Origin of the sequence: Aeromonas sp. 602396 (assembly GCF_049173735.1) — a bacterium.
GTDB lineage: Bacteria > Pseudomonadota > Gammaproteobacteria > Enterobacterales > Aeromonadaceae > Aeromonas > Aeromonas veronii_A.
Map to the genome: position 1 here is coordinate 97,357 of NZ_JAAKSD010000012.1, position 19,754 is coordinate 117,110.

Annotated in this window: 17 protein-coding genes and 1 other RNA gene; all 18 read right to left on the reverse strand. The window is 59.5% G+C overall.

Features of this window, described 5'->3' with window-relative positions; translation table 11 throughout:
• Positions 1 to 54: 54 nt before the first annotated feature.
• A complete protein-coding gene (locus tag G5229_RS14765; protein WP_257124209.1) occupies positions 55 to 960 on the reverse strand; it encodes a peptidoglycan DD-metalloendopeptidase family protein in 906 nt (301 codons plus the stop codon).
• Between the two features lie 140 nt (positions 961 to 1,100).
• Entirely contained in the window at positions 1,101 to 2,024 is a 924-nt protein-coding gene (gene lpxC / locus G5229_RS14770) for a UDP-3-O-acyl-N-acetylglucosamine deacetylase (protein WP_005336146.1), read from the reverse strand.
• Positions 2,025 to 2,123: 99 nt separating this feature from the next.
• Positions 2,124 to 3,275 (reverse strand): cell division protein FtsZ, encoded by a 1,152-nt coding sequence (gene ftsZ, locus G5229_RS14775; protein ID WP_005336147.1) that lies wholly within the window; start codon positions 3,273 to 3,275, stop codon positions 2,124 to 2,126.
• A 39-nt stretch (positions 3,276 to 3,314) separates the two neighbouring features.
• Positions 3,315 to 4,574 carry a cell division protein FtsA gene (ftsA, locus tag G5229_RS14780; protein ID WP_005336148.1) on the reverse strand — a complete coding sequence of 420 codons (1,260 nt, stop codon included), beginning with the start codon at positions 4,572 to 4,574 and terminating at the stop codon, positions 3,315 to 3,317.
• Entirely contained in the window at positions 4,555 to 5,307 is a 753-nt protein-coding gene (locus G5229_RS14785) for a cell division protein FtsQ/DivIB (protein ID WP_216952206.1), read from the reverse strand. Before G5229_RS14785 ends, ftsA begins: the two co-directional genes overlap by 20 nt.
• A gap of 97 nt (positions 5,308 to 5,404) precedes the next feature.
• Positions 5,405 to 6,859 carry a UDP-N-acetylmuramate--L-alanine ligase gene (gene murC, locus G5229_RS14790; RefSeq protein WP_216952207.1) on the reverse strand — a complete coding sequence of 485 codons (1,455 nt, stop codon included), beginning with the start codon at positions 6,857 to 6,859 and terminating at the stop codon, positions 5,405 to 5,407.
• A 111-nt stretch (positions 6,860 to 6,970) separates the two neighbouring features.
• Entirely contained in the window at positions 6,971 to 8,053 is a 1,083-nt protein-coding gene (murG, locus tag G5229_RS14795; RefSeq protein ID WP_216952208.1) for an undecaprenyldiphospho-muramoylpentapeptide beta-N-acetylglucosaminyltransferase, read from the reverse strand.
• Positions 8,053 to 9,234 carry a cell division protein FtsW gene (gene ftsW, locus G5229_RS14800; protein ID WP_005341699.1) on the reverse strand — a complete coding sequence of 394 codons (1,182 nt, stop codon included), beginning with the start codon at positions 9,232 to 9,234 and terminating at the stop codon, positions 8,053 to 8,055. The genes murG and ftsW overlap by 1 nt, the downstream gene beginning before the upstream one ends.
• Positions 9,231 to 10,514, reverse strand: coding sequence for a UDP-N-acetylmuramoyl-L-alanine--D-glutamate ligase (gene murD, locus G5229_RS14805; protein WP_216979978.1), 1,284 nt, complete (start codon positions 10,512 to 10,514; stop codon positions 9,231 to 9,233). The genes ftsW and murD overlap by 4 nt, the downstream gene beginning before the upstream one ends.
• A gap of 4 nt (positions 10,515 to 10,518) precedes the next feature.
• Complete coding sequence (gene mraY / locus G5229_RS14810; protein WP_421206671.1) at positions 10,519 to 11,601, reverse strand: phospho-N-acetylmuramoyl-pentapeptide-transferase; 1,083 nt, start codon at positions 11,599 to 11,601, stop codon at positions 10,519 to 10,521.
• On the reverse strand, positions 11,595 to 12,950 hold the full coding sequence (locus G5229_RS14815) for a UDP-N-acetylmuramoyl-tripeptide--D-alanyl-D-alanine ligase (protein ID WP_421206669.1): 1,356 nt from the start codon (positions 12,948 to 12,950) through the stop codon (positions 11,595 to 11,597). Before G5229_RS14815 ends, mraY begins: the two co-directional genes overlap by 7 nt.
• Complete coding sequence (murE, locus tag G5229_RS14820; protein WP_216952211.1) at positions 12,947 to 14,428, reverse strand: UDP-N-acetylmuramoyl-L-alanyl-D-glutamate--2,6-diaminopimelate ligase; 1,482 nt, start codon at positions 14,426 to 14,428, stop codon at positions 12,947 to 12,949. Before murE ends, G5229_RS14815 begins: the two co-directional genes overlap by 4 nt.
• Complete coding sequence (locus tag G5229_RS14825; protein ID WP_216952212.1) at positions 14,412 to 16,166, reverse strand: penicillin-binding transpeptidase domain-containing protein; 1,755 nt, start codon at positions 16,164 to 16,166, stop codon at positions 14,412 to 14,414. Before G5229_RS14825 ends, murE begins: the two co-directional genes overlap by 17 nt.
• Positions 16,163 to 16,477 carry a cell division protein FtsL gene (gene ftsL / locus G5229_RS14830; protein ID WP_216952213.1) on the reverse strand — a complete coding sequence of 105 codons (315 nt, stop codon included), beginning with the start codon at positions 16,475 to 16,477 and terminating at the stop codon, positions 16,163 to 16,165. Before ftsL ends, G5229_RS14825 begins: the two co-directional genes overlap by 4 nt.
• Before the next feature lie 3 nt (positions 16,478 to 16,480).
• Positions 16,481 to 17,419 carry a 16S rRNA (cytosine(1402)-N(4))-methyltransferase RsmH gene (gene rsmH, locus G5229_RS14835; RefSeq protein WP_421206666.1) on the reverse strand — a complete coding sequence of 313 codons (939 nt, stop codon included), beginning with the start codon at positions 17,417 to 17,419 and terminating at the stop codon, positions 16,481 to 16,483.
• Positions 17,420 to 17,878 carry a division/cell wall cluster transcriptional repressor MraZ gene (mraZ, locus tag G5229_RS14840; RefSeq protein ID WP_013723406.1) on the reverse strand — a complete coding sequence of 153 codons (459 nt, stop codon included), beginning with the start codon at positions 17,876 to 17,878 and terminating at the stop codon, positions 17,420 to 17,422.
• A gap of 442 nt (positions 17,879 to 18,320) precedes the next feature.
• Positions 18,321 to 18,707, reverse strand: an RNA gene (gene rnpB, locus G5229_RS14845) — RNase P RNA component class A.
• 157 nt (positions 18,708 to 18,864) lie between these two features.
• Entirely contained in the window at positions 18,865 to 19,698 is an 834-nt protein-coding gene (gene rsmI / locus G5229_RS14850; protein WP_042079676.1) for a 16S rRNA (cytidine(1402)-2'-O)-methyltransferase, read from the reverse strand.
• Positions 19,699 to 19,754: the final 56 nt, after the last annotated feature.

A 19,754-nucleotide genomic window follows, 5' to 3' on the forward strand; every position in this document is an offset into this window, starting at 1 on the left:
CAACTATTTCTGGTTATATAAAGCGTTCCGTCACTGGAACCTGAAGAAAAAAACCTAACCCCGGCTGGCACTGAGAAAGCGTGCGGGGTTGACCTGACGACCATCTTTCAACACTTCGTAATGCAAATGGACCCCGGTCGCGCGACCGGTGCGCCCCATCAAGGCAATTTTCTGCCCCTGATCAACCAGGGTGCCCACCTCGACCAGCAACCTGGAGTTGTGGGCATAGCGGGTGACCAGACCATTGCCGTGATTAATCTCCACCATATTGCCAAATTCCGGATGACGGCCGGCCCAGCTGACAATGCCGGGCCCGGTGGCCAGAATCGGGGTTCCGGGTTTGCCACGGAAATCGACCCCTTTATGCATCTTGGCACGCCCATTGAACGGATCGACCCGTCCGCCAAAGCCGGATGAGACCCAAACTCGCTCTTGTTTGACTGGCGTGCCGGAAATAAAACCGGCATCGGTGATATGGTGATTCATGATGAAAGATTCAAGTACCGACAGCTGCTCTTCGCGGCTGCTGAGCTGCTGGCTGAGGTGTTTCATCGAAGCCTGCAGCTCGTTGAGGCTCACTTCCAGATCTTCATCGTAAGAGGGACCGCCCATGGGGGGCAGCTCTTTGAAATTGAACTCGTCGGGATCGAGGTCGGCCTGTTCGGTCAGTCGCTCGCCAAGGGCATTGATACGACCCAGCTGCCCCTGCATGGTGCCCACCTGAGCAGCCAACATGGCCAGCTGTTCGCGCGCTTCGTCACCGCTCTGCTCGGCGGAGCGCTGTTCGGCCATGGCCAGCGCTACTTCCAGCGCCTCCATTTTCTGGTGCCAACTCTGCCAGAGCCAGCCACCACCAAGGGCCAACAGGGAGAAAACAATACCGCCGACCCATGCCAGACGTTGTTTGGGCAGGTGCAACTTGCGTCGCTGCTTGCCGTGGAGGATCAGGGTAATGCTCATAGAAATCAGTCTGCTCGGTCAGGTGCGGCCAGGAGCCTGCACGGGAAATAAAACCGGGAGATAATCGGTATTAAAGGATGGAGTAAACAAATGACGGAACGTCGGTGCGGAGAGAGGACCGACGTTCCGTTGCACAGCTATCAGGCCAGAACCAGACCGTTATCGTAGTAAGCGATAGGCGCTTTGTCGCCCTCACCCTCGAAGGTCACCAGTTCCCAAGCCTCCTGCTCGGCCAGCAAGGCACGCAGCAGCTTGTTGTTCAGGGCATGTCCGGTCTTGTAGGCACGGAACTCACCGATGATGCTGCGGTTACACATATAGAGGTCACCGATCGCGTCCAGCATCTTGTGCTTGACGAACTCGTCCTCATAACGCAAACCGTCTTCGTTCAGCACCCGATAGTCGTCCAGTACCACGGCGTTTTCCAGGCTTCCGCCCAGCGCCAGGTTCTGGGAACGCAGGTACTCGATATCACGCATGAACCCGAAGGTACGGGCACGGCTGATCTCTTTCACGAAGGAGGCACCGGAGAAGTCCAGTACGCAACGCTGATTGCGCCCTTCAAAGACCGGATGCTGGAAATCGATCTCGAGATCCATCTTGAAGCCGTTGCGATAGGGGTGGAATTCCGCCCACTTGTCGCCGTCTTCAACCCGGATGCTCTTCTTGATCCGCACAAACTGCTTGGCAGCATTCTGCTCACGGATCCCGACTTCCTGCAACAGGTAGATAAAGGGATGCGCACTGCCATCCATCACCGGGATCTCGGGCGCGTCAACCTCAACGTAGAGGTTGTCGATCCCCATCCCGGCCAGCGCAGCGGAGAGGTGCTCAATGGTAGAGACACGGACACCGGCTTCGTTGACCAGAGCGGTACAGAGCACGGTATCGCGCACCTGATCGGCATTGGCTGGCAGCTCCACCACAGGATTCAGGTCGGTACGCAAGTAAACGATCCCTGTGTTCACAGGTGCCGGACGGAACGTCATGGTGACTTTCCGGCCCGAATGCAGGCCGACACCAGTCGCCTGTACACTCGTTTTCAAGGTTCTTTGTCTAATCATGGGTGTACCCTAAACAGCTTAAAATCCGGACCAGATGGTCGTTGGCAGGCCATCTTAGCACATTCCTTGAACAACAAACAAACGAGAGCCATAAGAGGCTTAGTCAGCTTGCTTGCGCAGGAACGCCGGAATATCCAGGTAATCCGGTTCACGACGAGCTTGCGGCTCGGCGTTGACCACCTTGGCCGGGGCTTCATCCATCACGCGGCCTTGCATCATGTCGCTAACCAGCGGCTGACGCACCGGGCGCTCTTGCACCTGGCTGCTCTTGACCAAAGTGATGTCCGGCTTGCGCTCGGCACCGATACCGGTAGCAACCACGGTCACACGCAGTTCGTCGTGCATTTCCGGATCGATTACGGTACCCACAACTACAGTGGCGTTCTCGGAAGCGAAGGCCTTGACCGCGTTACCCACGGTTTCGAACTCTTCGATGGTCATGTCCATACCGGCGGTGATGTTGACCAGGATGCCACGGGCACCGGCCAGATCCACATCTTCCAGCAGCGGGCTGGAGATGGCTTTCTCGGCCGCTTCTTCGGCACGGTCATCACCAGAGGCGGAACCGGTACCCATCATGGCGGTACCCATTTCACGCATCACGGTACGCACGTCCGCGAAGTCGACGTTGATCAAACCCGGACGGGTGATCAGCTCGGCAATGCCCTGTACCGCGCCAAGCAGTACATCGTTGGCCGCCTTGAAGGCATCCAGCAGGGAGATACCGCGACCCAGCACCTTCAGCAACTTGTCGTTGGGGATGGTGATCAGGGAGTCAACATTTTTGGAGAGCTCTTCGATACCGTGCGCAGCGAAGCCCATCCGCTTCTTCCCTTCAAAGGAGAACGGCTTGGTCACCACAGCAACGGTCAGGATGCCCATCTCGCGGGCCACTTCGGCCACGATCGGCGCAGCACCGGTACCGGTACCACCACCCATACCGGCGGCGATGAACACCATGTCGGAACCGGTCAGCAGCTCACGCAGTGCTTCGCGATCTTCCATGGCCGCATCACGACCAACTTCCGGATTGGCGCCGGCACCCAGACCCTTGGTGATGCCACCGCCGATCTGCAGGGTAGTGTTGGCGCTGGAGTTACGCAGTGCCTGGGCATCGGTGTTGACGGTAATGAACTCAACACCCTCAATATTTTGACGAACCATGTGCTCGACAGCGTTACCGCCGCCGCCACCTACACCGATCACTTTAATGACGGCTTCGTCAGTGTGGCTATCCATAAATTCAAACATGTTGTCTCTCCGCTTTATTTGCCTGACTCAGCAAAATTCTTAGAACTCGCCACGCAGCCAGTTGCTAACCCGTTTGACCAGGCCACCGACGCTTGCCTTGGCGGCATATTCTTTGTTGCTACCTGTGGCTTGATGGGTGCGGCCATATTGCAGCAACCCGACCGCAGTCGAGTACACCGGTGCCTGCACGTAATCACTCAAACCACGTATGTTCATGGGCTCTCCCACCCGGACCTGGCTCTGGAAGATCTGCTCTGCACACTCCACAATACCTTCAATCTGGGCAGCGCCGCCGGTCAAGACCACACCGGCTGCCAGCTGATGCTTGACCCCCTGCGCTTTCAACTCGCTTTGTACCCGCACCAGCTCATCATTCACCATGGAGAGCAACTCGGTGTAACGGGGCTCAATCACTTCAGCCAGTGTCTGCCGTTGCAGGCTGCGCGCCGGGCGACCACCGACACTGGGTACTTCAATATTGTCTTCCTTGCTGACCAGACGACCGAGGGCGCAACCGTAACGCACCTTGATCGCTTCCGCGTCGAGCGGCGGCGTGCCGAAGGCGTAGGCGATGTCGCTGGTCACAGTGCTGCCAGCATACGGGATCACCTTGGTGTGGCGCAGGGCACCGCCGGTAAACAGCGACATATCCATGGTACCGCCACCGATATCCACCACGCAGACACCCAGCTCTTTCTCGTCTTCGGTCAATACGGCATAGCTGGAGGCCAGCGCGGAGAAGATCAGTTGATCCACGCGCAAACCGACCTTCTCCACACACTTCTCGATGTTGCGAGCCATGTCGTTGTGGCAGGTGATCAGGTGAACCTTGGCCGCCATCCGCACGCCGGAGAGGCCGACCGGATTCTTGATCCCTTCCTGATAGTCGATCGCAAACTCCTGGGGCAGCACGTGCAGCACACGCAGCTCGTCGGAGAGGCGAACCGACTTGGCGGTGTGGATCACGTTGTCCACATCCTCCTGGGTCACCTCCTCATCGGAGATGGGCACCATGCCGGTCTCGTTGCGGCAGTCGATATGCTTGCCGGACAAACCCAGATAAACCGAGCTGATCTGGCAGTCGGCCATCATCTCGGCCTCTTCCACCGCACGGCGCAATGACTTGACCACGGAGTCGAGATCGTTGACCCCACCCTTCTCCATCCCGCGGGAGGCGTGACTGCCCATACCGATGACGTTCAGCTCACCGTCCGGCAATACTTCCCCGACCAGAACCGCCACCTTGGTTGTGCCGATATCCAGTCCGACAATCAAATTCCTATCTGCGGTGTTGGTCATGCACTTTCTCTTCGCTCTTCTTCCAGCCAACTGCCACACCGGTATCGTATCGAAGATCCACATACGCAACCTGCGAACGGGGTTCGATAACCGGGAAGGCATCGATAAATCGCTGCAACCTGAGCGCTATGTCGTTGCGACCCAGAAACAGCTTGATATTGCCATCCAGGGTCAGCTCCCAGGCATGGCGGGGAGTCAGATTCACTCCCAGCAACTTGTATCCCTTGGCAGCCAGTTGCGACTCGTACTGCCGACTCTCTTTCAACACCATGGCGGCCTGGTCATCCGGCCCCGACAACTGCATCAGCGGCGTCTTGACCCGATCCGGGGCGCTGAACACCTTGCCCTTGGTGTTGACGAAGCGGTTGCCGTTCCAGCGCGCCGCTACGTCCTGTTCCGTCAGGTAGACCTTGATCTTGTTCGGCCACTTCTTGCGTACCGATACCGAGGCCACCCATGGCAAGGCATTGAGCCTTGCCTGCAATTCATTGACATCCAACTCGAAGAAGTTGCGTAATTCGGCACCATCCAGTACCGCTAACCGCAGCTCCTCCGTCTCCAGATACTGATGTTGCCCTTGCAGCAACAATTCGCTCATGGGCAACCGATTGGCATCCGTCAGCCAATCTTTAACATCCAGCGCCGTCCGGTAGCAGCCCCATATCACCAGCAGGAAAAACATCACCCCTGCGATGAAGCCACCCTTGGTGCGCCCCTGTGCCCTTGCCTCCACCCGTTCGATCCCCGTGTAACGCGCTAAACCGGCCTTTGACAGACCGGTTCGCCATTATATAGGCCCCGGCTTGGCGGTCAAAATACTCATTGGGCCCTCAGGCACCAGATTTCATGCTATCTATGCTCAATTTCATCTCGCCAAGACGACGGGCCAGTGCCCCGACGTTCCCGGCGCCTTGAGTCAGCACCAAATCCCCCTCGCCAATCAGGTCGGCCAGCACGGCTGGCACGTCATCCGGTGTAGCGACGAAGATGGGTTCCAGGTTGCCGCGCGAGCGAATGGAGCGGCACAGTGCCCGTCCATCAGCGCCCGGGATCGGCTCCTCACCGGCAGCATAAACCTCCAGCATCACCAGCACGTCTACCTTGGAGAGCACATCGGCGAAGTCCTCGTAGAGGTCGCGGGTGCGGGTATAACGGTGCGGCTGGAACACCATCACCAGACGCTTCTCGGGCCAACCGGCACGGGCGGCATTGATAGTGACCTTCACTTCGCTCGGGTGGTGGCCGTAATCGTCCACCAGCATCGCCTTGCCACGACCAGTTTCGAACTCGCCATACTGCTGGAAGCGACGGCCGACACCTTCAAACTTGGCCAGCGCAGAGATGATGGCCTCGTCGCTGACACCGTCTTCCGTCGCGACAGCAATCGCCGCGGCGGCGTTCAAGGCGTTGTGAATGCCCGGCAAATTAAGGGTGACCTGCAGTTCACCCGCCTCTTTGCGGCGCACCCGGAAGCGGCTGTGGTTGTTGGTCTGGACAAAATCCAGTACCTGCACGTCAGCGTCTTCAGAGAGACCGTAGGTCAGGGTCGGGCGGGCAATCTCCGGCAACATGCCACGGATCACCGGATCATCGATGCAGACCACCGCCAGTCCGTAGAAGGGCAGATTGTGCAGAAACTCGATGAAGGTGGCCTTCAGCCTGGAGAAGTCACCGCCGTAGGTGTCCATGTGATCCGCTTCGATGTTGGTCACGATAGAGACCATCGGTTGCAGATGCAGGAAAGAGGCGTCGCTCTCGTCCGCTTCGGCAATCAGGTAGCGGCTGCTTCCCAAGCGGGCATTGGTGCCGGCACTGTTGAGCAGGCCACCGATGACGAAGGTCGGGTCGCGATCGGCTTCGGCATAGATGCTCGCCACCAGACTGGTGGTGGTGGTCTTGCCGTGGGTACCGGCAATGGCGATACCGTGCCGGAAACGCATCAGCTCGGCCAGCATCTCAGCACGCCGTACTACCGGGATCCGCAGTTCGCGGGCAGCCAGCAACTCCGGGTTGTCCTGCTTGATGGCAGTAGAAACCACCACCACGCTGGCGCCGTTGACGTGCTCGGCGTTGTGGCCAGTAAAGATATGGGCGCCCAGAGCCTCAAGCCGCTCGGTCACCGCATTGCGAGCCAGATCAGAACCCGTTACCTGATACCCTTCGTTGGCAAGTACTTCGGCGATCCCGCCCATACCGGCACCACCGATACCGATAAAATGGATGCGACGCACGCGGCGCATTTCGGGGATAACAGTACGCAGTTTTGCCAGTTCAACCTTGGTCATAATCATCTCTTTAGTCTGCCGCAGGCCATGTACCGTCAAAGCTCGGCTGCACAGCGGCATCAATACATACAGGTACAAGGCTGCACGGAGTCACCACTGCAACCTTGCTCATTAATCTTTACCACTCTGCCCACTGGCGAGCCGCTTGCACTCATCAGCAACCCGCTCGGCCGCATCGGTAATGGCAACGCGACGGGCGGCCTGAGCCATGCTAAACAGGGTCTCCCTGCGGCCAGCCAGCCAGGAGAGGCGCGCCGCCAGCGAGGTGGTGGTCAGCTCGGACTGGGGCAGGAATTCGGCCGCACCACCGTCGACCAGAGTCAGAGCGTTACGGGTCTGGTGATCATCCACTGCATGGGGCAGCGGGACGAAAATGGCTGCCACCCCGGCGGCGGCCACCTCGGATACCGTCAGGGCTCCCGCCCGGCAGACAACCAGATCGGCCCAGGCATAGGCGCCGGCCATATCCTTGATAAATTCACTCACCTCGGCATTGATGCCGTGCTGGGCATAGGCAGCAGACACTGTCTCGGCATTGCCCTTGCCACACTGGTGACGCACCTCGATAGGCACACCAGCCGCCGCCACCGCAGCGGGTACCTGCTGGTTGAGCACCCGGGCACCCAGGCTGCCACCGACGATCAGCAGATGCAGCGGCTCGGCTTCGCTGCGAAGCTGCGGATCCGGCAGGGCGACCACTTCGGGACGCACCGGATTGCCTACCACGGCGGTACGGCGGCTCGGCGCGAAGGCGCCCGGAAATGCCATCAGCACCCGCTTGGCAATACGCGCCAGCAGCTTGTTGGTCATGCCTGCAGCAGCATTCTGCTCATGGAGCAGCAACGGGATGCCGGAGAACCAGGCAGCCACTCCCCCCGGACCGGAGGCAAAGCCCCCCATACCGAGCACCACATCCGGGCGAACAGTCTTGAGCACCTGACGCGCCTGCAAGATTGATTTGACGATGCGATAGGGCGCCATCAGCAGTCGCTTGATGCCGTTGCCACGCACCCCCTGAATATCGATGAAGGAGATGGGATAACCATGGGCGGGCACCAGCTCCGCCTCCATCCGGTCCGCCGTCCCCAGCCAGTGGACAGTCCAGCCCTGCTCCCTCAGTCGATCGGCCACGGCCAGACCGGGAAAGACATGCCCCCCGGTACCACCTGCCATCACCAACAGCGTCTTGCTCACTAAACCTCCCGCACCCGCGCCTGGGCAGTCGCCTGACGCAACTCAAAATCGATTCGAATCAACATGCTCACCGCCACTGTCATGATGATGAGACTCGAGCCGCCGTAACTGACCAGCGGCAGGGTCAACCCCTTGGTCGGCATCATGCCGCTGGCTGCGCCAACGTTGACGAAAGTCTGGAAACTGAACCAGATGCCGATACCGATAGCCAGATAGCCATCATAGAGGCGGTCGGCTTGCAGGGCGCGATGCCCCAGCTTCAACGCCTTGATCGCCAACGCAAAGATGAGACACAGGGCGCCCAGTACCCCAACGTAACCCAGCTCTTCGCCGAGGATCGCAAACACGAAGTCGGTATGCGCTTCCGGCAGGTACTCCATCTTCTGGATGGAGTTGCCGAGCCCTTCGCCAAACCAGCTGCCACGGCCAAACGCCATCAGCGACTGGGTCAACTGGTAGCCACTGCCAAACGGATCGGCCCAGGGATCCATAAAAGAGGTCACCCGACGCATCCGGTATGGCTCGACGATGATCAGCATGATCACCCCACCAAGACCGCCACCGATAAGGATCATGAACTGCCACAGTTTGGCGCCAGCCAGAAACAGCATGCCGAACGAGGTGACGAACATCACCACGGTCGACCCCAGATCCGGTTGCAGCAGCAACAGGATCGCCAACACCCCGAATACTGCCAAGGGCTTCAGGAAGCCAAGCCAGGCTTCACGCACCTCGTTCTGACGCCGCACCAGATAACCGGCCAGATAGACGAATAGGGCCAGCTTGCCAAACTCGGCCGGCTGCAGGTTGAAGGGGCCCAGTGGCAGCCAGCGCACCGCACCGTTGACATTGCGCCCGACCACCAGCACCAGTACCAGCAGCAGAATGGCCAGCAACAGCATGGGTCCGTTGTACTCCTGCCAGCGCGCCATCGGCACCTGCAACACAAACCAGGAGATACCGAGCGCCATCACCAGAAACATGGCGTGACGCTTCACAAACATGAAGGGATCATCCCCCAGGGAGATCCCCTCCGGGATCGAGGCTGATGCCACGATCACCACCCCGACCGCCATCAGGGAGAGCGCCAGCAACACCAACTGCCGGTCATAGAGGCCGGCAGGGCGCGCCGGCAATAGCCAGCGCTGGAACAGACCTGCGGCTGCGCGAAGGGCATTCATAGCGCCATCACCATCTCGGTAAAGCGATCGCCACGCACCTCGAACGACTTGAACTGATCGAGGCTGGCACAGGCTGGCGCCAGCAGCACCCAGTCACCGGGCTTGGCATCGGCAGCCGCCTTGGCAACCGCAGCGGCCAGGTCGGCCACCCGTTCGGTCTGCTCACCCAGCGCCAGCAGCACCTCGGCATCCTGACCGAAGCAGTACATGTGATCGATCTGGTTGCCCAGCAGCGCCTGGATCGGGCCAAAATCCTGCCCCTTGCCCTGACCACCGGCCAGCAGCAACAGGCGCCCCTTGACCGACTCGCGCACACCGGCAACGGCAGCTAGCGTAGCTCCCACGTTGGTGGCTTTGGAGTCGTTGATCCAGCGCACCCCGTTCACTTCGCGCACGAAACGGGCACGGTGGGGCAAGCCTTCAAAGCGGCGCAGCACGGTGAGCTGGGCAGCGCGGGGAATGCCGACCGCATCGCACAGCGCCATGGCGGCCAGCGCGTTGGCCTGATTGTGGGCACCGACGATCTTCATCTCGTCCACCGCCAGCAGCGGCTCGCCGTGCAGGGTCAACCAGTAGCGGCCATCCAGCAGGCAGCGGCCATAGCCATTGCAGTCAAGACCGAAGCTCTGCCACACCTGACCCACATCGGGCAAAGTCTGGGGATCGTCGCGATTGACCAGAATGTGTTTGGAGTGCTGATGGATCTCCATCTTGGCGGCACGGTAGTCGGCCATACCCTGATAGCGATCCATGTGATCTTCAGAGAGGTTCAGCACCACAGAGGCGGCAGCACGCAGGCTGTGAGTGGTCTCCAACTGGAAGCTGGATAGCTCCAGTACGCAGAGATCCATCGGCTGCTTGAGCAGCTCCAGCGCAGGCGTACCGATATTGCCGCCCACGCCCACCTTGAGCCCGGCTTCGGCAATCATCTCACCCACCAGGGTCGTGACAGTGCTCTTGCCATTGGAACCTGTGATGGCGATGACCGGTGTCTCGGTCTCGCGAACGAACAACTCGATATCGCCGACGATCTGCACACCACATTCGGCAGCCGCTTTCAATTCAGGGGTAGCCAGGGCAATGCCCGGGCTCGCGACGATCATATGCGCCTGTTTGAGTCGCTCACCATCCAGCCCGTAAATGAGTTCCACCTCGGCAGGTAGTTGATCCTTGCCGGGCGGGTTGGCGCGAGTGTCCATCACCAGTGGGGTGACACCACGGCCGAGGAAGTAGTCGACGCAGGAGAGTCCGGTTTTGCCGAGTCCGATAACGATGACCATGGCCTTACCTCACCTTCAGGGTGGCAAGACCCAGCAGCACCAGCACGAGGGTGATGATCCAGAAACGCACGATAACGCGCGGCTCCGGCCAGCCCTTCTTCTCGTAGTGGTGATGGATCGGCGCCATGCGGAAGATCCGCACGCCGCGCAGCTTGTAAGACCCCACCTGCAGGATCACCGAGACAGTCTCCATCACGAAGACACCGCCCATGATCACCAGCAGGAACTCCTGGCGTACCAGCACGGCGATGGTGCCGAGCGCGCCGCCCAATGCCAGGGAACCGACGTCCCCCATGAAGACCTGTGCCGGATAGGTGTTGAACCAGAGAAAGCCCAGACCTGCCCCGACGATGGCAGTACAGACGATCACCAGCTCGGAGGTATAGGGAACATAGGGAATATGCAGGTAACTGGCGAAGTTGACGTTGCCGGTTGCCCAGGCGATAAACGCAAAGCCGCCCGCCACCATCACGGTCGGCATGATGGCCAAGCCATCCAGACCATCGGTCAGGTTGACCGCGTTGGAGGTACCAACAATGACGAAATAGGTGAGCAGGATAAACATCAGGCCAAGTTGCGGCATCACATCCTTGAGGAAGGGCACCACCAGCTGGGTCTGACCATCATGGGTGGCCGTGACGTAGAGGAATACAGCCACTCCCAGCGCAACGGCGGATTGCCAGAAGTACTTCCAGCGGGCGATCAGGCCGTCGGTATTCTTGCGCACCACCTTAAGGTAGTCGTCGGCAAAGCCGATGGCGCCATAGGCACCCAGCACAAACAGCACCAGCCAGACATAGGGGTTGTCGAGGCGGCACCAGAGCAGCACAGACGTGAAAATCGCAGCAATGATCATCAGACCACCCATGGTCGGAGTGCCCCGCTTGCTGAGGTGGGACTCGGGACCATCGTTGCGGATCACCTGACCGAACTTCAGGATCTGCAGGCGACGAATGAGGCGCGGCCCCATCCAGAGCGCAACTCCCAGACCGGTAATGATCGACAGGATGGCGCGAAACGTCAGGTAGGAGAAGACGTTGAAGAAGGTGAAGTGCGGGGTGAGCAGTTCGGCCAGCCAGACTAGCATGTGGCTGACTCCTGATGGCCTTTGACCATCTCGACGATATCTTCCATGCGGGAGCCACGGGCACCCTTGACCAGAATCGAAATTTCCTGATGTGTATTTATCATTTGCGCAAGCACTTCAAACAACGACGCCTTGTTATCGAAATGTCGGCCAGCCGCGGCATCTGCGGTATAGCGACTATGTTCCCCTACTGTCAGCACGGCATCCAGACCGCACTCGCGGGCATGACGGCCAACCCGGGCATGTTGCTCGGCAGACTCCTCACCCAGTTCCCGCATGTCGCCAAACACCAGCACCTTAAAGCCGCTCATGGCGGTCAAGGCATCGATGCCCGCCAGCACGGACTCCACGCTGGCATTGTAGGTATCATCCACCAGAGTCAGACCGCCCCAGCGCTGGACGCAGAAGCGTCCCTTGACCGGTGCCATCTGCTCCAGCCCCACCTTGACGGAGTCGAGGGATGCGCCGAGGGCCAGACAGCCCGCGGCGGCAGCCAGCGCATTGGCTACGTTATGGCGGCCGGGGATCGCCAGAGTCAGGCTCACCTCACCCTGCGGGGTTACCATGACGAACTCGGCACAACCCTGAGCGTTGAGAACCACATCGCGAGCATGGAACGGCTGGCTCTGATCCTCGATGGAGAAGGCGCAGCGAATGCCACGCTCGCGCCACTTCGGCCAGAATTCGTTGTCGGCGTTGACGATGGCGGTGCCGCCTTCGCTCAAGCCCTCAAAAATTTCGCTCTTGGCGTGGTAGATCCCCTCAAGAGAGCCGAAGCCCTCAAGATGGGCAGCTGCGACGTTGTTGATGATGGCGGCATCGGGCTTGGCCAGCGAGGTAGTCCAAGCGATTTCGCCCTTGTGGTTTGCTCCCAGCTCCATCACCGCAAACTGGTGTTGCGGCTCGAGGCGCAGCAGGGTGAGCGGCACGCCCACCTCATTGTTGAAGTTGCCAGCGGTGGCCAGCACTTCCCCTTCGTTGCGCAGGATGGCAGTTGCCATCTCCTTCACCGTGGTCTTGCCGCAGCTGCCGGTAATGGCCAGCACTTTCGGATTGATGCGCTCGCGCACCAGCTTGCCGAGTCGGCCCAGCCCCTTGAGGCTGTCCGCCACCACCAGCTGGGGAATGGCCAGCGGCAGCTCACGCTCGACCAGCAGAGCAGAGGCCCCTGCCTGAACAGCCTGCTCGCAAAAATCGTGGGCATCGAAACGCTCGCCGCGCAGGGCAACGAACAGGGCACCCGCGCCCAAAGTGCGGGTGTCGGTACTGACAACGGTGATCTCGCCATCGTCACCAATCAGACGGGCATCGAGTACCTGCGCCAGCTCGGCAAGCCTGAGGGTCATCATTTGAATGACTCCAATAATGTGTGCAAGGCGGCCGCGACGGTTTCCCGGTCGCTGTAGTGCCGCTTGTCGGTTCCAATGATCTGATAATCCTCATGGCCCTTACCGGCCACCAGGATGATGTCCTGCTTGCTCGCCTGACCGATGGCCAGCGCAATCGCCTTGACCCGGTCGTGCTCCACCTGCACCGCAGCAGGATCGCGAAGACCCGCCACCATGTCGGCCATGATCCGGGCCGGCTCCTCGGTACGGGGATTGTCGTCGGTCAGGATCACGCGATCCGCATACTGCTCGGCCATGGCGGCCATCATGGGACGCTTGCCGCGATCGCGGTCGCCACCACAGCCAATCAGACACCAAAGCTGGCCGGTGCAGTGCACCCGCAGGGCCTGCAATGCCTTTTCCAGCGCATCAGGGGTGTGGGCGTAATCGACCACCGCCAGCGGCGTATCACCACCGCCGAAACACTCCATACGACCGGTCACTGGCTGCAATTTCGGGGCAGTTGCCAGTAGCTCATGGAAGTCGTAACCGAGCACCAGCATTACGCCCATCGCCGCCAGCACATTGCTGACGTTGAAGCGCCCGAGCAAGGGGGCGGATAATACACCATTCCCCCAGCTGGAGTTAATCTGCGCGCGAAAACCTTGCTGGTGAAAATCGAGCTGCTGCGCCGTTAATTGACGGCCAAAATGGTGTTCAATCGGGCCATTCACACTGAAAGCCACCGCTGCCGGGTATTTTTCGAGCCACTTGGCACCCAATTCGTCATCTCGGTTAATCACCGCATTCGACTCGTCGACCAGCTGCAGCAGCTGCTCCTTGGCCGCGCCATAGGCTTCCATGGTGCCGTGGTAGTCGAGGTGATCCCGGCTCAGGTTGGTAAAGACAGCGGCGGAAAAGGGCAGCGCGGCGACACGGTGCTGCACCAGACCATGGCTGGAGACCTCCATCGCCACCAGATCCGCCCCCTGCTCTTGCAGCGCAGCCAGATTGGCTTGTACCTGCACGGCGCTGCCAGTGGTATTTTCCGCTTCGATCAGATGGCCAAACAGGCCGTTGCCGATGGTGCCCATCACCCCGGCCTTACCACCCAGCAGGGTGCGCCAGTTGGCGACCAGCAAAGCGGTAGTGCTCTTGCCGTTGGTGCCGGTGATCCCGACCAGATCCAATTTTTGGGCTGGCTGATCGTAGAAATAGCCCGCAAGAGCAGAGAGGTGAGCGGGCAGATCCCGCATCCCGATACAGGGAACCGGAGTCGATGGTGGGATAAATTCACCATCCTCCTCAAACACAACAGCGGTCGCTCCCTGAGCAACCGCCTGTTCGATGAAACGTCTGCCATCCACCTGATGACCGCAAATAGCCACGAAGAGCGAGCCGGGGCCAACCCGCCGACTATCCAGCTGGATATCGGTCAGAGTGAGCGCCGGCGCCTGGATACCGAAGGGGCGCAGTAATGCATCAAGTGCGCGGGACAAGAGGAGCCTCCGTACGGGCAAGTTTGGCGGGCACCGCTGTGGGCACCGCGTCAGGACGAATGTTGAAGAGTTGCAGTACCCCGCCCATGGCCTCTGCAAACGGCGGGGTCGCCACGGCACCGCCATAGTAAGCACTGCCTTTTGGCTCGTTAATCACCACCACCATGACGAAACGGGGATTACTGGCAGGGGCAAAACCGGCAAACCAGGCCATGTAATCCTTGCCGTAGCCTCCGGCAACGGCGACCTTGGCGGTACCACTCTTGCCACCGACCCGATAACCCGGAATCTTGGCTTTGGGAATAGCGTTGTCGACCACGTACTCCAGCGCCTGCAGCATGGCGGAGGCGTTGTTGTGGTCGATCACCTGCTCACCCTTGGGCGGCGTGGTCACCTTGACGATGGAGATGGGCACTCGCTTGCCTTTGTTGGCCAAGGTGGCGTAGGCGGAAGCCAGTTGCAGCGGGGTAACCCGCAGACCATAACCAAATGAAAGGGTCGCCCGCTCGATATCGGACCAGCGCCGACGCTGAGGCAACATACCACCGCTCTCGCCCATCAGTCCGCTGCCGGTATCCATGCCGAAACCGAACATACTGAGGGTGTTGATCATCTCTTGGGCCGGCATCCGTAGCGCGATGCGCGACATGCCGATGTTGGAGGAGTAGCGCAGGATATCGTAAAGGTTGGTCGCCTTGTGAATACTGACGTCCTTGATCTGCTTGGCACCAATAAAGAGCGGGCCACCGGGAATGAAATCCTTCCAGCTGGTGACACCCGCCTGCAAGGCACTTAGCAAAATCAGCGGCTTGACTGTGGAGCCCGGCTCGTAGGTATCGGTCACCACCCGGTTGCGTACCCGGAAACTCTGATACTGGCCGCGGTTGTTCGGGTTATAGGAGGGGGTATTGACCATGGCGAGCACTTCGCCGGTCTTGATATCCAGCATCACCATGGAGCCGGACGTTGCCTTGTTCTCGTCGGTTGCCCGCTTGAGGGCACGGTAGGCCAATGCTTGCACCCGCTGATCGATGCTGAGCTGCAGATCGTTGGCGTTCTTGCCCTCTTTGACGATACCAAGACGCTCGATGACCCTGCCCTGCCGGTCCTTGCGCACCCGCATCTCGCCCGGTGTCGCCGTCAGCCACTCGTTGTAGCTGCGCTCGATCCCCTCGATCCCGTTGCCATCGATGTTGGTTACCCCCACCAGGTGGGCACTGATTTCGCCAGTCGGATAGAAGCGGCGCGACTCGGGACGCAGATAGACACCACCCAGCTTGAGCCCCTTGATGTATTCAGAGACAGCGGGCGTTACCTGACGCTGCAGATAGACGAAGCGCTTGCTGGGGTTGGCTATACGTTGCTTGAGAGTATTGATATCGATTTTGAGGACTGCTGAGAGCGCCATCCAAGCCCGCTCATTGTGGATAGCGCCGGACTCGTGCACAGTCTTGGGATCGGCCCAGACCGCCTCGACCGGAACGGAAACAGCCAGCTGTTCACCATTGCGATCGGTGATCATGCCGCGCACCGCCTGGGTGGAGGTGGTTCGCAGAGAGCGCATGTCCCCCTCCTGACGCAGACGATCCGGATTGATCACCTGGATCCAGGCCAGACGGAGGATCAGCCCGACAAAGGCGATGCCGATGAATACGACCAGCGTGCGGAAGCGCCACGGATAGATAGATGGCGCTTTAACGTTCGCTTTAGCGGTTTTGGCTGTAGCCTTCCGTTTCATGGCAGAGTAATTACCTTCTCGGTGGTCACCAGAGGGCGACCCATTTGCAACTTGTCCATGGCCAGCGTGGCGACCCGGGAGTGTTCCGCCAGAGTGCCCTGCTCCAGCAAGAGGTGGCGCCATTCGATATTGAGGCGATCCTCTTCCGCCATTAGGTCATTCTGTTTGGCGGTGAGGCCACGGGTCATGTTGGTCACCAGGATCACGGCAAACGCGGTCACCAGTACGGCAACCGACAGAAAAATCTGCAGCTTGTGCCGCCAGAGATCGGCAACGATCTCCTTGGCTAGGTGGACACGTACTTCGCTCATCGCTTACTCCGCCAGCCGCTCGGCGACCCGCAGCACCGAGCTGCGCGAACGGGTGTTTTCAGAGACCTCATGATCAGAAGGCTTGAGCGCCTTGCCGACCGACTTCAATTTGCGACCGCCAGCCAGCTGGGCCTCGGTCAAGGGAATGCCGTAGGGCACTTCAGGCCCCTTCTCGTGCTTGCGAATGAAGTGTTTCACCAGCCGGTCTTCCAGCGAGTGGAAGCTGATCACAGACAGACGGCCATGTGGTGCCAGCACGTCCAATGCACCGTTGAGCGCGGTTTCGATCTCGTCCAGCTCGCTGTTGATATAGATGCGGATGGCCTGGAAACTGCGGGTTGCCGCATGCTTGCCCTTCTCCTTGCTCGGATTGACCCGGGCAATCATCTCAGCCAGCTGACGGGTACGCACGTAAGGCTCGGTCACCCGGTCGTGGACGATGGCGCGGGCGATCTTCTTGGCAAAGCGCTCCTCACCGAAGGTCTTCAGCACCCAGGCGATATCATCCACATCGGCCTTGGCAAGCCACTCGGCGGCGCTCTGGCCGGAAGTGGGGTCCATCCGCATATCGAGCGGACCATCTTTCATAAAGCTGAAGCCGCGCTCGGCATCATCCAGTTGGGGTGAAGAGACCCCCAGATCCAGCAGGAAGCCATCCACCTTGCCCAGCAAACCGCGCTCATCCAGATAGGAGGCGATGCCGGAGAAGGGGCCGTGCACGATTTCGAAGCGGGGATCCTGGATCTTGGCCGCTTCGGCGATCGCCTGCGGGTCGCGGTCGATGGCGATCAGGCGGCCATTCGGGCCAAGGTGCTGCAGGATCAGACGAGAATGACCACCACGGCCAAAAGTACCGTCGACGTAGACACCGTCCGGCTTGATGGCCAGACCTTCAACGGCTTCGTGCAGCAGCACTGTGATGTGTTCAGCGGCTTGGGTCATTTATAAAGAGAAATCCTGTAGTCGTGGTGAGCTTGCCCAATCGTCCCCGGGCAGACCCAAGATGTCGTCATTGACCTGTTGTTGCCAGCGGGCTTCATCCCACAACTCAAACTTGTTGAGCTGGCCCACCAGCATAATTTTCTTGTCCAGCCCCGCATGGTTGCGCAGTGGCTGACTGAGCAGCAGACGGCCATTGCCATCCAGCTCGCATTCAGTTGCATGTCCCAGCAGCAGGCGCTGCAAACGGCGCTCTTGCGGATTCATGCTGGAGAGAGTCTTGAGCTTGCGCTCGACCTCTTCCCATTCATTCAGGGGATAAAGCAGCAGACAGGGATGGGCAATATCGATGGTGCAGACCAGCTGGCCGTCGCTTTCATCGCGCAGCCAATCACGAAATTTGGTCGGAATTGCCAGCCGCCCTTTACTGTCCAGGCTGATGGCATGAGCGCCACGCAACAAATTGCAGTCCCTGAAGGTGAGTGAGCAGGCAGATTGCCCCTCTAAAAACCACTTTGATCCACTTTTCCCCACCTTGAAGTTTAAGGACGTGCAGGGGGCTTTTCAAGCAAGGAGATGAGGCAGAGGGAACATATTGACGCAGCAATTGCATGCTGCGGATTGAGTGGGTTGATTTTCCACAAGTTATTTGGCGTTAAACTCTGGTGATTAATTGAAATAAGTGAATGAACTGAGAACACACACAATATGTGGGTGCGAACAACCATCCTGGGTTCTATCACCATCTATCGCTGCCATCGTGCCAAATACAAAACTATTCGATTGATTTAAAACATATATTTTCATGCAAAATGACAAGGTCGAAAATATCTTGCCAACGAAGCCATATTTTCTCATGCATAAAAAAGAGCCCCGCGATAAATCGCGGGGCTCTTCGGAATGAGGTCGGAGTCGGCCTGTAAGCCGGGTTCTGTACCGGGTTGCCCCGGGTAGCAATCATTCCTCTAGGCCAGCAATCGCTCGCTGGCTCAAGCAACCTACCCGCCCCCAACGCGGGCCGCGCCAATAGGGGCCTATTTGGTCTTGCTTCGGGTGGAGTTTACCGTGCCACGAACTGTTGCCAGTCGCGCGGTGCGCTCTTACCGCACCCTTTCACCCTTACCTGATCCCTTGCGGGCCATCGGCGGTCTGCTCTCTGTTGCACTGGTCGTAGGCTCACGCCCCCCAGGCGTTACCTGGCACCCTGCCCTGTGAAGCCCGGACTTTCCTCCCCTCCGCCCGTCTGTCCCGAGGGACACAACGACGAAGCAGCGATTGCCTAGCCAACTCCGAGGCGCGGATTATAGCCTTGCGATACGCACGGGGTAAACCGGCAATTCCCGTTTACAGCCATTTATCGCGCTTTGCCCCCCGTTTACATGCTGAATGCTCGACGGTTCGGGGGATTGCACAGGTCAAAAAGCAGTCTGCCAGCCTATTTCATCCGCTCAATAGTGCTCGAGACCATATTTGTAGAGGGCATTCTTTTTCACGCCGTGGACCTCGGCGGTCAGGGCAGCCGCTTTTTTCAGTGGCAGCTCAGTCACCAGCAGACCCAGAGTACGGATCGCCTCGGCTGGCAGATCCTCTTCATCTTTGGAGGCACCACTCACGACCAGCACGATCTCGCCGCGGCAACGGTTGTCATCCTCACCAAGCCAGGCCAGCATTTCAGAGGCAGGCAGACCATGAATTGACTCGAAGGTCTTGGTCAGCTCGCGGCACACCACCACCTGACGCTCGCCGAGAATGCGAGCAATCGCTTCTACTGTATCCTGCACACGGCGCGGCGATTCGTAAAACACCAGCGAGCGGGTGTCTTCAATAACGGCTTGCAGGCGATCGTCACGCCCCTTGCTCTTGGCGGGCAGGAAGCCTTCAAAGGCAAAGCGATCGGTGGGCAGACCGGCCGCACTTAGCGCGGTGATGGCAGCACAGGGACCGGGCAGCGGCACCACCTTTACCCCGGCTTCACGACAGCGGGTGACCAAGTGATAACCGGGGTCGCTGATGAGCGGGGTGCCGGCATCGGAGACCAGCGCAACACTCTTGCCCTCTTTGATCCGGCCGATCAGCACATCGGCTTTCTGCTGCTCGTTGTGATCGTGCAGGGCGAAGGTCGGCACCGAGATTTGGTAGTGGCTGAGCAGGATACCGGTATGACGGGTATCTTCGGCGGCCACCAGATCGACACTGCGTAAAATGTCCAATGCACGCTGGGTGATGTCCGCCAGATTGCCGATCGGAGTGGGGACTATATACAGGGTTGGGATGTCACTCATGGGATCTCCGAGTGCCCCGACAATTGTGTCGCCATATTGGCCCGTTTACACTATGG